The organism is Constantimarinum furrinae (genome assembly GCF_014295415.1).
GTDB classification, from domain to species: Bacteria; Bacteroidota; Bacteroidia; order Flavobacteriales; family Flavobacteriaceae; genus Constantimarinum; species Constantimarinum furrinae.
The window spans coordinates 1,036,508-1,049,127 of record NZ_CP052909.1; the positions used below are offsets into that span (position 1 = coordinate 1,036,508).

Annotated in this window: 13 protein-coding genes and 1 tRNA gene; 10 read left to right on the top strand and 4 right to left on the bottom strand. The window is 40.2% G+C overall.

Going from position 1 to position 12,620, the window contains the following annotated elements:
* Positions 1 to 24 precede the first annotated feature (24 nt).
* Positions 25 to 252: a hypothetical protein gene (locus ALE3EI_RS04780; RefSeq protein WP_186991399.1), complete on the top strand. Its 228-nt coding sequence runs from the start codon at positions 25 to 27 to the stop codon at positions 250 to 252.
* Here the strand turns inward: ALE3EI_RS04780 and lepA are convergent.
* Entirely contained in the window at positions 249 to 2,045 is a 1,797-nt protein-coding gene (gene lepA / locus ALE3EI_RS04785; protein WP_186991402.1) for a translation elongation factor 4, read from the bottom strand. The two genes, ALE3EI_RS04780 and lepA, sit on opposite strands and share 4 nt — an antisense overlap.
* 234 nt (positions 2,046 to 2,279) lie before the next feature.
* On the opposite strand from lepA, the gene ALE3EI_RS04790 reads away from it, so the two are divergent.
* Both ALE3EI_RS04790 and dusB read left to right on the top strand, forming a co-directional pair.
* Positions 2,280 to 4,667: a TonB-dependent receptor gene (locus ALE3EI_RS04790; RefSeq protein WP_186991405.1), complete on the top strand. Its 2,388-nt coding sequence runs from the start codon at positions 2,280 to 2,282 to the stop codon at positions 4,665 to 4,667.
* 55 nt (positions 4,668 to 4,722) lie between these two features.
* Positions 4,723 to 5,715: a tRNA dihydrouridine synthase DusB gene (gene dusB, locus ALE3EI_RS04795; RefSeq protein WP_186991408.1), complete on the top strand. Its 993-nt coding sequence runs from the start codon at positions 4,723 to 4,725 to the stop codon at positions 5,713 to 5,715.
* Here dusB and ALE3EI_RS04800 read toward each other — a convergent pair.
* Positions 5,712 to 6,917 (bottom strand): ABC transporter permease, encoded by a 1,206-nt coding sequence (locus ALE3EI_RS04800; RefSeq protein WP_186991411.1) that lies wholly within the window; start codon positions 6,915 to 6,917, stop codon positions 5,712 to 5,714. The genes dusB and ALE3EI_RS04800 overlap by 4 nt on opposite strands.
* Before the next feature lies 1 nt (position 6,918).
* The gene (rbfA, locus tag ALE3EI_RS04805) at positions 6,919 to 7,314 is read right to left on the bottom strand and encodes a 30S ribosome-binding factor RbfA (protein ID WP_186991413.1); all 396 of its coding nucleotides are present in this window, start codon (positions 7,312 to 7,314) and stop codon (positions 6,919 to 6,921) included.
* Positions 7,315 to 7,372: 58 nt separating this feature from the next.
* On the opposite strand from rbfA, the gene mce reads away from it, so the two are divergent.
* Positions 7,373 to 7,780, top strand: coding sequence for a methylmalonyl-CoA epimerase (gene mce, locus ALE3EI_RS04810; protein ID WP_186991416.1), 408 nt, complete (start codon positions 7,373 to 7,375; stop codon positions 7,778 to 7,780).
* A 70-nt stretch (positions 7,781 to 7,850) separates the two neighbouring features.
* Positions 7,851 to 7,924, top strand: a tRNA-Ile gene (locus ALE3EI_RS04815).
* 420 nt (positions 7,925 to 8,344) lie between these two features.
* Here ALE3EI_RS04815 and ALE3EI_RS04820 read toward each other — a convergent pair.
* On the bottom strand, positions 8,345 to 8,935 hold the full coding sequence (locus ALE3EI_RS04820) for a riboflavin synthase (protein ID WP_186991419.1): 591 nt from the start codon (positions 8,933 to 8,935) through the stop codon (positions 8,345 to 8,347).
* 42 nt (positions 8,936 to 8,977) lie between these two features.
* On the opposite strand from ALE3EI_RS04820, the gene pdxA reads away from it, so the two are divergent.
* The 5 genes from pdxA to accB all read left to right on the top strand — a co-directional run bounded on the left by pdxA (position 8,978) and on the right by accB (position 12,574).
* Positions 8,978 to 10,054 carry a 4-hydroxythreonine-4-phosphate dehydrogenase PdxA gene (pdxA, locus tag ALE3EI_RS04825; RefSeq protein WP_186991422.1) on the top strand — a complete coding sequence of 359 codons (1,077 nt, stop codon included), beginning with the start codon at positions 8,978 to 8,980 and terminating at the stop codon, positions 10,052 to 10,054.
* Between the two features lie 78 nt (positions 10,055 to 10,132).
* Positions 10,133 to 10,675 (top strand): YceD family protein, encoded by a 543-nt coding sequence (locus ALE3EI_RS04830; protein ID WP_186991425.1) that lies wholly within the window; start codon positions 10,133 to 10,135, stop codon positions 10,673 to 10,675.
* 9 nt (positions 10,676 to 10,684) lie between these two features.
* Entirely contained in the window at positions 10,685 to 10,882 is a 198-nt protein-coding gene (gene rpmF, locus ALE3EI_RS04835; RefSeq protein ID WP_105215509.1) for a 50S ribosomal protein L32, read from the top strand.
* Between the two features lie 172 nt (positions 10,883 to 11,054).
* Positions 11,055 to 12,050, top strand: a complete 996-nt coding sequence (locus ALE3EI_RS04840) for a beta-ketoacyl-ACP synthase III (protein ID WP_186991428.1) — start codon at positions 11,055 to 11,057, stop codon at positions 12,048 to 12,050.
* 32 nt (positions 12,051 to 12,082) lie between these two features.
* Positions 12,083 to 12,574, top strand: coding sequence for an acetyl-CoA carboxylase biotin carboxyl carrier protein (gene accB, locus ALE3EI_RS04845; RefSeq protein WP_186991431.1), 492 nt, complete (start codon positions 12,083 to 12,085; stop codon positions 12,572 to 12,574).
* The last annotated feature ends 46 nt before the right edge of the window (positions 12,575 to 12,620 follow it).

Consider the following 12,620-nt stretch of genomic DNA (forward strand, 5'->3'; position numbering starts at 1 on the left):
TGTTGAGGTATACCATCACACCTTATGAACCTTACTAAATACAGCCTTCTTCTAATAATACCGGTATTTGTCTTTTCGTGTAAGAGCGATGACTCACGGTCATGTACGACCTGTAACTCGCCTCAAACTACAGAATTTGAAGTGTGTGAAGAAAGTGACGGTAATGCTTCAGTAAACGGAGAAAATACCGGAACCCGATTCGATATTTATCTTGCCGATCTGCAGGCTGCAGGAGCCAGTTGTGGGATTTAATCGTTTAGCTTTAAAACTGCCATAAATGCTTCTTGGGGGATTTCCACATTCCCAACCTGACGCATTCGCTTTTTTCCCTTTTTCTGCTTTTCCAATAGCTTTCGTTTTCTGGAAATATCACCACCATAACATTTTGCAGTAACATCTTTACGCAAGGCCTTTACTGTTTCCCTGGAAATGATCTTAGCACCTATGGCCGCCTGAATAGGAATATCGAATTGCTGTCTGGGGATAAGTTGACGAAGCTTTTCACACATTTTTTTGCCGATGTCATAGGCATTGTCCTTGTGCAATAATGCCGAAAGCGCATCAACGATATTTCCGTTCAATAATACATCAACCTTAACCAATTGCGAAGTTCTTAGTCCTATAGGAGAATAATCGAAGGAAGCATATCCTCTGGAAACAGTTTTCAATCTGTCGTAAAAATCGAACACGATCTCTGCTAAAGGCATATCGAATTGCAGCTCGACACGCTCGGTGGTTAGATAGGTTTGATTGGTGATCTCTCCCCGTTTTTCGATGCACAAAGACATCACATTCCCAACATAATCTGATTTGGTAATGATGGTGGCTTTAATGTAAGGTTCCTCAACCCTGTTTAACGAAGAAGGCTCGGGAAGATCGGAAGGATTATTCACTAAAATTGGGGTGTCCGGTTCGCGGTTGGTATAGGCTTGATAAGACACATTGGGCACGGTCGTAATAACCGTCATATCAAATTCACGCTCTAATCGCTCCTGAATGATCTCAAGATGCAGCATTCCCAAAAACCCGCAACGGAATCCAAATCCGAGTGCGGCAGAACTTTCGGGGATGAACACCAGGGAGGCGTCGTTGAGCTGTAATTTTTCCATGGAGGCTCTTAATTCCTCGTAGTCTTCAGTATCAACAGGGTAGATTCCGGCGAAAACCATAGGTTTTACATCTTCAAATCCTTCGATCATGTTGGTAGTGGGGTTTTTTGAATCGGTGATCGTATCCCCAACTTTTACTTCTTTGGCTTCTTTAATTCCCGTGATCAAATAACCAACGTCCCCGGTTTTAATAGTTTGTTTTGGCTGCTGTTTTAACCTTAAAGTCCCTACCTCATCGGCATAGTAGGATTTTCCTGTTGCCATAAACTTAATGTGCTGTCCTTTGGTGATCTCACCGTTAAGCACCCGAAAGTATGTTTCAACACCACGGAAAGGATTATACACGGAATCAAAGATAAGCGCCTGTAAAGACTCATCCGGATTGCCTTTAGGAGCAGGAACACGTTCGATAATCGCCTTGAGAATTTCTTCAATTCCAAGTCCGGTTTTTGCACTGGCGGGAATAACTTCTTCGGGATCGCAGCCCAGCAGATCAACGATATCATCGGTGACCTCTTCAGGATTTGCCGAAGGAAGGTCTACTTTGTTCAATACCGGAATGATCTCCAGGTCATTTTCCAAAGCCAGATAAAGATTTGATATGGTTTGCGCCTGTATGCTTTGAGCTGCGTCAACAACCAACAACGCACCTTCACAAGCGGCAATAGACCGTGAAACCTCATAAGAGAAATCAACATGCCCGGGAGTGTCAATAAGATTTAGTATATACTTTTCTCCTTCGTATTCATAATCCATTTGGATGGCATGACTCTTAATAGTTATGCCCCGCTCCCGCTCAAGATCCATGTTGTCGAGGAGCTGATCCTGTTTTTCACGATTGGTTACCGAACCGGTAGCATCAAGCAACCGGTCTGCCAGTGTGCTCTTACCATGATCAATATGTGCGATGATGCAAAAATTCCTGATATTCTTCATAAGTGTGTAACCTGCCTAACTTTAGGCTGCAAATATAACCTAAAAACACAGATTTAAAGTAAATAAAGCAGTTCATCGAAAAATCTTTCCGAATAAAAAATATTTCAGAAATAATCGACACCTTTGTGTGGCTCGGTGAAAATGGAATCCAACAAATACCTTTAATTTCGGGCATAACACTAACAAAAACCTCATTTTATCCCCGGCATGTTAAAAAACAGCCACATTTTTGTTTTGCTTTTCTTAAGCGGGGTGCTGGCAGCTCAAAACTCCGAACTCACCGGAAGAGTAGTTGACAGCGAAAAAAATCCGCTCGCGTATGCGTCGGTAGTACTCTATGAAGAAGGCAGCGAAGTGTCATTATTTGGTGCGTCTACTAATGAAGAAGGGGTGTTTGTAATTGAGGAAGTTCCGCCAAAGACTTATCGCATTACTTTTAGTTATATTGGTTTTAAGACGAGGGAAGAAACATTTACGGTGGGTGAAAACTCCGTTATTGGAACCATAATCCTCGAAGAGGAGGCCGAGACTCTGGAAGAGACCATCATCACCAATAGGGCACCAACACTTATCAAGGAACCCGGCAAACTTATTTTTAATGTTGAGAACACCTCGTTGTCAACCGGGAACACCCTCAACCTACTATCTAAAACTCCGGGGGTACTGCTCATTCAGGGTTCCATATCCATAAAGAATACAGCTCCAACGGTCTATATAAACAATAAAAGAGTCTATCTTTCTTCCACCGAAATTCTCTCACTGCTATCCAATACCGATGCCTCAAATATTAAATCGGTAGAAGTGATCACTAACCCTTCGGCACAGTATGATGCCGATGCCGGAACCGTGTTAAACCTCGTAACGTCTAGGCCTATTTCGGTGGGATATAAAGGCTCGGTTAACGGCACTTATGAACAGGCTGTATACCCTAAATATTCTTACGGAACAGCGCATTTTTATAAAAATAACTGGGTAAGTCTGTATGCGAGCTATGCTATAAATTCGCGAAAAGAATTTAAAGATCAGCGTGATTTTATACGCTACTTTAATCCCGATGGAAGTGTAAAATCGATCTGGAATTCTGATTTTGACCGTACCACCACGGCTAATGCTCATCAGGGAAATGTAATTGCAGATTTTACGCTTAATGAAAAAAACACCCTCAGTTTCTCATCCAACATTCTGGTGGCGCCTAACAAGGAATTCAATAATAATGTTTTTGCAACGATCAGAAATGCGCAGCAACAAATTGACTCTACCTTTATAACCCGAAGCTACCTGAATAACGACAAGTCCAATCTGTCTTTTAATCTTGCTCATAAGCTAATAATAGGAGAACAGGGCGCAACTGTAAAGACAGCGGTTAACTATATTAGATATAATGACGATCAGTTTCAGGATGTGAACACCACTTATTTTTCTCCCAACGGAGAGGTGCTTCGGAATAACAGTTTTTTTACCCAGGCCATCCAAGAGAGCGATATTATTACCGGACAAATCGATTTGGCCTCTCCTTTTATGTCGGGAGATCTCAATACGGGCTTAAAATATTCGAATATAGACACTCAAAGCGGCCTGGATTTTTTCGACACCAATAGTCTGATCACAACACTCGATTTAACCTTGTCTGATGATTTTATGTACGAAGAATCCATATATGCGGGATATATAAGTTTTTCAAGAGAATGGGAACAATGGGCATTAGAAGCCGGTTTGCGAGGTGAGTATACCGATGTAGCCGGCAACTCACGATCGTTGGGGGTTGTGAATACTCAGGAATATTTTGAATTGTTTCCTTCGGCATCAGTTCACTATACGATCAACGAAAATAACAGTATGGGTTTAAGTTATGCCCGGCATATTACCAGGCCAAGATATCAGAGCCTTAACCCCTTTAAGTATTTTCTGAACGAGAATAATTTCAATGCCGGAAACCCCAACCTGGTCCCGGCCATAGATAATAAGATCACCTTAGACTATAATTATAAGAACACCTGGTTTGTGGAATTGTATTATCATCGCACCGAGGAAACATTGAGCTTGCTCAACTTTCAGGATAACACCAATAGTATTATTCGCAGTATAGACGCTAACCTCATTGGGGATTTTCAGTATAGCCTGGATTTGATCTATGCATCATCGGTAGCTTCATGGTGGTATTTAAGCATCTATACTTCGAGCTTTTATTTTGAAAACGAATTCTTTTCGGTAGAAAGCGTTCCATTAACGTATACCAACAGCACTTACGGGTTTTACGGCCAGCTTTACAGTGGGATCACGCTTTCAGAAAAAGCATCCTTAAGCAGTGATATTACCGCGGTCTATCTATCGAACTTTATTTATGGTTCTTACACTTATGGCGACCAGTTCAATTTGTCCGTTTCTTTTCAAAAGACCTTTTGGGACAACAGGGCAAGTCTTACTTTGGGAGTTGACGATATTTTCAACACTTACAATGTGCCGGTAACGTCTAAGTATTACAATCAGGATAACTCCTACTTTGCCATGCCCGAATCAAGACTGTTTAGACTTGGATTTAAATACACTTTCGGCAATGCCATTCTAAGAGACAACAAACGCTCGACCAAAACGACTGAAGAAGTTCGTTTGGAGAAAAATTAGACTTTTACATTTCATTCTTACACTTCAAAGCTAATTATGTATTTTTGCAGCAATTATGGCAAAGATTGGAGACATAGATGTTGGAGATTTTCCGCTGCTGCTCGCCCCTATGGAAGATGTGAGCGACCCACCTTTTCGTGCTTTGTGTAAGGAACAGGGCGCCGATGTGGTGTATACCGAATTTATTTCTTCGGAAGGATTAATACGCGATGCTGCCAAAAGTGTCATGAAATTGGACATTTACGAAAAGGAACGTCCGGTAGGGATACAGATCTTTGGAGCCGTATTGGATTCTATGCTCAAAAGTGTTGAGATCGTTGAAGCCAGTGGTCCAGATATTATCGATATCAATTTTGGATGCCCGGTGAAAAAAGTCGTTTCTAAAGGCGCCGGCGCCGGTATTCTTAAGGATGTTGATCTTATGGTTAGCCTTACCGAGGCCATGGTAAAACATACTAAACTTCCGGTTACTGTAAAAACAAGGCTGGGTTGGGATCACGATTCTATTATGATCGTTGAGGTGGCCGAACGCCTACAGGATGTGGGTTGTAAAGCGATTTCCATTCACGGGCGAACCAGGGCACAAATGTACAAGGGAGATGCCGATTGGGCGCCTATAGCGGAAGTAAAGAATAATTCGAGAATGCACATACCTGTTTTCGGAAATGGCGACGTAGATTCACCCGAAAGGGCTATGGAAATGCGTGATAAATATGGGCTGGACGGGGCGATGATTGGAAGAGCAAGCATTGGATACCCCTGGTTCTTCAAGGAAGTAAAGCATTATTTTAAGACAGGAGAACATCTGGCACCGCCAACCATGCCCGAGCGTGTCGAGGCCGCGCGTAGACATTTACAGATGGCCATAGATTGGAAAGGAGAAAAGCTGGGAGTTTTTGAAACCAGAAGACACTACACCAATTATTTTAAAGGCATACCTAACTTTAAGGAATTTCGAATGAAAATGGTAACCAGCGATGATTCTGCAGCTGTGTTTGCGGCTTTCGATGAAGTGCTTGAAGAATTTGGCGATTTTCAGTTCGCTTAGGCTATTAGTTTTGCCCGTACGCGACTTGAGGCAATTTTGGAAGCAATGATTCCCAGTAAACTTATCGTTATAAAAACCACGGCGATATTAACTATACTCAGCTTAACAGGATACGGCAAGGTTGAAGTGATCTTTACAAATTCGAATTGAAGTTGTAAAACAACGGCAATTACACCAAGAAATATTCCGAATAATCCTCCAAGAGTAGTCATTAGCGTTCCTTGAACAAAGAAGATACTTCGTATTTCCTTTAGAGTTGCACCAAGATTATAGAGTGTTTTTATATTCTTTCGCTTGTCGAGGATCATCATAATGATCGAACCAATAACATTGAAAAGCGCAATAATAAGCACCAGAGTGAAGATAAGATACACCGCAATATTCTCAGTATTCAGCATTTTGTACAACGCATCATTTTGCTGAATACGATTCTTTATAAGGACATCTGTTGAAAAAGCCGCAATTAATTGTTCTCGTATATTCTCTTCGGAAACATCCGGTGACAATTTGATTTCCAAAGACGAAATTGCGGTACTGTCTCTATTCAATAAAGCGCGAGCCATATCGATATCGGCAAAAACATACTTACTATTAATGTCCTCATTGACTTCGTAAAACCCTGAAACGACAACCCGATCTTTTGTAAATGCATTTTGAATATTGAGTTCGGTGATCTGACCGGTCCCCGGATTGGGCACGTATATTTCAAGCAAATCGGTATAATCGCGAATTCCCAAAGACAATTTTACAGCCGTACCGGTACCTACTACTACTTCTCCTAGTCCGGGCTTAAACCACTCACTTAAAAAAAGAATACTGTCTACCGGGTTTACCTTTGAAAAATTTTCATCCACACCTTTTAAATATGCGATATGGTTTTTTCCTTTATACTGGAGAAACACTCGTTCTTCGATCACTTTGGAGTAAGCAGCGATTCCCTCGATTTGTTTTAGGTTTTTTTCTGAATTTAAATCGAAACTTAAGGTTTTTCCGCTTGCCGGATAAACTTTTAGATCACTGTCAAATACATTGGTAAACTGAAGGCTGAAATCCTTCAGTCCTGAAAAACCTGAAAGTACAATAAAAAGGGACATTGCGCCAACCACTACTCCCACTGCAGCAATTCCGGTAATTACATTTATTGCATTGTTACTGCTTTTAGAAAACAAGTAGCGCTTTGCAATATAAAATGGGAAGTTCAAATTATATCTTTTTTCGTTTGGGCAACAGATCGGAATCCTTTATAGGGTCTTCCGTACCCTTTACTGCCTTTTCAATTTTGTCTATATATTCAAGACTGTCGTCGTTGTAAAAGGAAAGGTCGGGCATCTTTCGCAACTGATGACGCGTAAGCTGAGCGATCTGATGTTTAATTTTAGGCTTGATGGCGTTTAATTCGGTTACGATCATATTGGCCTTGTCTGAAGGAAATACACTCACATGTACTTTTGCCAATGAAAGGTCTACACTTACGTTAACTTTGGAAACCGAAATGATGATTCCGGTCTGTCCAGATTCTCTAAGCAGATTTTGAAGTTCTTTAGCAAGATCGTTTTGAAGAACTCCCGCAATTTTTTTCTGTCTGTTACTTTCTGTCATACTGCAAAAGTACTATAAATACCCTTTTGTTATTTTTGTATTTGATATATTTAACTTTATGAACAGAATCGAACATATAGGAATAGCCGTTAGAGATATTGAGGAAGCAAATAAGGTGTATGCCGGATTATTGGGCTATGAACATTATAAGACCGAGGAGGTACCCTCGGAAGGAGTTTTGACATCTTTTTTTAGGTGCGGAGAAAGCAAGATAGAGCTTTTGAAAGCAACAAATGCCGAAAGTCCGATTGCGAGATTCATTGAGAAAAAAGGAGAGGGAATCCACCATGTCGCATTTTACGTAGATGATATATACAAAGAGGTTAAACGTCTGAAAAATGAAGGATTCCAGATTTTAAATGAGGAACCAAAAAAGGGAGCGGATAATAAACTAGTGGTGTTTTTACATCCAAGATCTGCTCATGGAGTGTTAATAGAACTATGCCAGGATATTACTAAAACATAGTGTTTTGGTAATAATATTATTAATTCCTTTGCAAGATTTGTAAAGTGTTTTACATTTGCAAACTGTTTTTGGTCCCATAGCTCAGCTGGTTAGAGCACCTGACTCATAATCAGGGGGTCCTTGGTTCGAGCCCAAGTGGGACCACAAAGCTTTTGATGATCGCACCTTACGCAGGATTCTAGCAGGTGCATTTTGGACGGGAATTTTACCGGTTTCAAGAGATAATGAAGTCCAAGCGGGATGACATTTTTTTGGTGAAAGTGTACAATTAATATGTAAAAACCAAGTTATTAACGATTCGATAATTTGATTTTTTCTTTGTTGTTTAAAAAAAATTATTACTTTAGACCCTTAATATGCGACCCCAAATCGTAACTATACTAGCCTTAGTACTAAGCTTTCTTAGCAGTACGACTATGCTTGCACAGCCCTCGGGCAGTGATACAGGCCCGCCTCCTCCACCTCCAACTCCACCACCAGAACTGCCACTTGATAGTGGAATTTTTATTCTTATAGCAGTTGGAATTATCTACGGATGTTACGTTTCAGCGAAAAGAATTCGAGCTAGTCGTAAATTTTCTTAAGTTTATTTAAGTATTTTCCTACAAGATCAAACTCCAGATTAACGATGGACCCAACATTGATTTTGTTAAAGTTTGTATGGGCATAGGTATATGGAATAATTGCCACACTAAATTCGTTCTTTTTTGAATTTACAACAGTGAGACTTACCCCGTTAATGGTGATCGAGCCTTTTTCGATCGTAATGTTGTCCTGTGAATTGTCATACGAGAAACTAAAATACCAGCTTCCTCCGGCTTCTTCAATTTTAGTACAGATACCCGTCTGGTCTATATGGCCTTGCACCAAATGACCGTCCAAACGATCACCGAGTTTCATGGCGCGTTCAAGATTAACGGCCTGTCCGACTTCCAGCTCACCAAGGTTCGTTTTTTTTAAGGTTTCCAAAATTGCGGTCACTTTATAAGATTTCTTCTTAACATCAACTACGGTGAGACATACACCATTGTGCGCTACACTTTGATCGATTTTAAGTTCGGAAGACAGGGGACTCTCTACTTCAAAATGAATGTTCTCTCCATCGGGAGTCTTGCTTTTAATTTTCCCGATCCCTTCAATAATTCCTGTAAACATGACGGCAATTAGTTACATTTGTAGTGCAAAAGTAATAATTATATGACGGCAAGTACGAGCAAGCAGGATAAATTAATCGTAGGAATTTCTATTGGCGATCTCAATGGTATTGGAAGTGAAATTGTTTTAAAGACCTTTGAAGATTCCCGGATGCTTGAATTTTGTACACCAGTGATTTTTGCTTCAGTAAAAACAATGTCATTCGTTAAAAAAGCACTCGAACTGGATATAAGTCTCCACGGAATTGATTCATTGGACGCCTTGGTTCACAAAAAGGTGAATGTTTTAAATATTTGGAAAGACCTTGTAGAAATTGACTTCGGAAAGGAAGATAAAAAAGCCGGAGAGTATGCCATCCTTTCACTTAAGGCAGCGGTAGCCGCTTTAAAAAATGACAAAGTTGACGTTCTGGTAACCGCCCCCATTAACAAATCGAATATTCAGTCTGAAACATTCAATTTTCCGGGGCACACAGACTATCTTGCAAAAGAACTGGAGGGGAACAGCCTTATGCTAATGATCTCCGACTCATTACGGGTAGGCTTACTCACAGACCATGTTGCGGTAAAGGATATTTCAGAAACAATTACCCGCGAATTGATCGAGAAGAAGATAAACATCATTCACAAAACATTAATTCAGGATTTCGGAATACCTAAACCAAAAATAGCAGTACTAGGCATAAATCCACATAATGGAGACCATGGTGTTATTGGAACCGAAGATGACACCGTTTTGATTCCTACTCTGGACAATCTTCGAAAGAATGGAAAAATGGTTTTTGGTCCTTATGCAGCCGATAGCTTTTTTGGATCGGGGAATTATAAGAATTTCGACGTTGTTATCGCTGCCTATCACGACCAGGGGTTAATTCCTTTTAAGACCATTACTTTTGGATCTGGTGTGAATTATACGGCCGGACTTAATAAAATAAGAACGTCACCGGACCACGGAACTGCGTACGACATGGCCGGAAAAAATGAGGCTAATTTCGACAGCTTTAAAGAAGCTGTTTTTAGTGCAATTTCCATTTACAAAACCCGAGAACAATACCTTGAAGCGGCAAAAGACCCCCTCACTAAAAATCGTAAAAAACCGGCGTTAAAAAAGAATCGATAAATAAAGGGGCTATTAAAATAATTTTTTATCTTTGCAGCCGCCTTAAAGCTAAGGTAGAAGTATTAAACAGGTGTGATAATGAAGGAACTGAAAGAATTTACTATCCCGTTCGTGGGATTGAAATTGGGAGAGCATCGGTTTGACTTTAATATTGGAAAAGTGTTCTTTGAACATTTTGAGTATGAAGACTTCAACGATGTAAATATCGATCTTGATGTTCTGCTGACTAAAAAGACGACTCTCTTGGAGTTTACGTTAAATTTTAATGGCTTTGTAAATGTTCAATGTGATATCACAAATGAACCCTACGACCAGAACATTGACGGGGAATTTCATTTTGTTGTAAAATTCGGCGAGACCTATAATGACGAGAATGAAGAATTGTTGATCCTTCCACACGGAAGTCATGAAGTTAATATTCAGCAATACGTATATGAATCCATAGTGTTGGCGTTGCCAATACGGAGAATTCATCCCGATGTTGAAAATGGAACAATGAAATCTGAAATACTCGACAAACTCGAAGAATTAAAACCTAAGATAATTGACGATGCTCCCGAAGAAGGAGAGAAAACAGATCCCAGATGGGACGAATTAAAAAAACTATTAACGGATAAATAACATATAGTAATGGCACATCCTAAAAGAAAGATCTCCAGAACAAGAAGAGATAAAAGAAGAACACATTACAAAGCAACTACACCACAAATTGCAACCGATCCAACTACGGGTGAAGCACATTTGTATCACAGAGCACACTGGCATGAAGGGAAATTATATTACAGAGGCCAGGTTGTAATTGATGCTACTGAAGAAGTAGAGGCATAAGCCAAAAAAACATATAGAAAAACTCTCACAAATTACTTGTGAGAGTTTTTTGTTGTTTATAACTTAAAATATCAAAAAGGGACTATAAAAAGGCTGTTTTTGATTAAAATTTAGTAATTTTCACTTCTTTTTAAAGGTTTTTGGACCTTTTTTGCGAATCTAATTCAAAAATATGAGTACAATCACAGCAGCAATCACAGCTGTAGGGGGCTATGTACCGGACTATGTTCTCACCAACCAGATACTGGAAACGATGGTGGACACTAATGACGAATGGATCACAACGCGTACTGGGATCAAAGAACGTAGAATTTTAAAGGATAAAGACAAAGGGACTTCCTATTTGGCCATTCAGGCCGCCAAGGATCTTCTAAATAAGAGCAATACCGATCCCGAGGATATCGATATGGTGATCATGGCAACAGCCACACCCGATATGCCGGTGGCAGCAACAGGCGTTTACGTAGCAACACAAATTGGAGCCGTAAACGCTTTTTCATATGATCTGGTGGCCGCCTGCTCGAGTTTTTTATTCGGAATGTCCACGGCCGCGAGATACATCGAATCCGGAAAGTATAAAAAAGTATTATTGCTTGGAGCAGACAAGATGTCGTCAATTATAGATTATGAAGATCGGGCAACCTGTATTATATTTGGTGATGGAGGAGGCGCAGTGTTGTTCGAACCTAACACTGAAGGATATGGCGTTCGTGATGAAGTTCTAAAAACTGATGGCATAGGAAGACAGAGTTTAAAAATTGATGCAGGCGGATCGATACTTCCGGCTTCAGCAGAAACGGTTGCCAATAAACAGCATTATGTTTTTCAGGATGGGAAAACTGTATTTAAATTTGCAGTTTCAAACATGGCCGATGTTAGTGAACAGATCATGAAGCGAAATAATCTAAGCGGAGAAGACATTGCTTTTCTCGTACCACATCAGGCAAATAAGAGAATTATTGATGCCACTGCCAAAAGAATGAACCTTCCTGAGGAAAAAGTGATGATCAACATTCACAAATACGGAAATACAACCTCTGCGACACTGCCGTTGTGTCTGCGCGATTATGAGAAGCAACTTAAAAAAGGAGATAATCTTGTATTTGCCTCTTTTGGAGGTGGATTTACCTGGGGCGCCGTTTATGTAAAATGGGCGTATAATTCATAAAAATTAATAAAAAAGTACTAAACCAAAATACTATGGAATTAAAGGATATTCAAAATTTAATAAAATTTGTGGCTAAATCTGGCGCAAGTGAGGTAAAATTAGAGACAGACGATATCAAGATCACAATTAGAACCGGTGATCCAGAAAGTAAAGGCGAAACAACCTATATTCAGCAAATTCCAACCATGGCCGCACCACAACAGCCTGTAGCTCCTCCGGTAGATACTGCAGCGGCACCCGTCGTTAAAGCCGCAGCTGCTGAAACTTCAGATGAAAACTCAAAATATATTACTATAAAATCGCCAATTATAGGTACTTTCTATAGAAAACCTGCACCCGATAAACCTATGTTTGTTGAGGTGGGAAGTGATATTAAAACCGGCGATGTTCTTTGTGTGATCGAGGCAATGAAGCTATTCAACGAAATTGAAAGCGAAATTTCCGGTAAGATCGTAAAAATCCTGGTTGACGACGCTTCACCCGTAGAATTTGACCAACCGTTATTTCTCGTAGACCCATCGTAAATTGTCAAATCCCGGATCCCATTGATCAAAATCCTGTACCGTGGAA

Coding starts and splice junctions, on each gene's coding strand:
- ALE3EI_RS04780 (WP_186991399.1), top strand. CDS start 25: ATGAACCTTACTAAATACAGCCTTCTTCTAATAATACCGGTATTTGTC.
- lepA (WP_186991402.1), bottom strand. CDS start 2,045: ATGAAGAATATCAGGAATTTTTGCATCATCGCACATATTGATCATGGT.
- dusB (WP_186991408.1), top strand. CDS start 4,723: ATGGCAAAGATTGGAGACATAGATGTTGGAGATTTTCCGCTGCTGCTC.
- rbfA (WP_186991413.1), bottom strand. CDS start 7,314: ATGACAGAAAGTAACAGACAGAAAAAAATTGCGGGAGTTCTTCAAAAC.
- mce (WP_186991416.1), top strand. CDS start 7,373: ATGAACAGAATCGAACATATAGGAATAGCCGTTAGAGATATTGAGGAA.
- ALE3EI_RS04820 (WP_186991419.1), bottom strand. CDS start 8,935: ATGTTTACAGGAATTATTGAAGGGATCGGGAAAATTAAAAGCAAGACT.
- pdxA (WP_186991422.1), top strand. CDS start 8,978: ATGACGGCAAGTACGAGCAAGCAGGATAAATTAATCGTAGGAATTTCT.
- ALE3EI_RS04830 (WP_186991425.1), top strand. CDS start 10,133: ATGAAGGAACTGAAAGAATTTACTATCCCGTTCGTGGGATTGAAATTG.
- rpmF (WP_105215509.1), top strand. CDS start 10,685: ATGGCACATCCTAAAAGAAAGATCTCCAGAACAAGAAGAGATAAAAGA.
- ALE3EI_RS04840 (WP_186991428.1), top strand. CDS start 11,055: ATGAGTACAATCACAGCAGCAATCACAGCTGTAGGGGGCTATGTACCG.
- accB (WP_186991431.1), top strand. CDS start 12,083: ATGGAATTAAAGGATATTCAAAATTTAATAAAATTTGTGGCTAAATCT.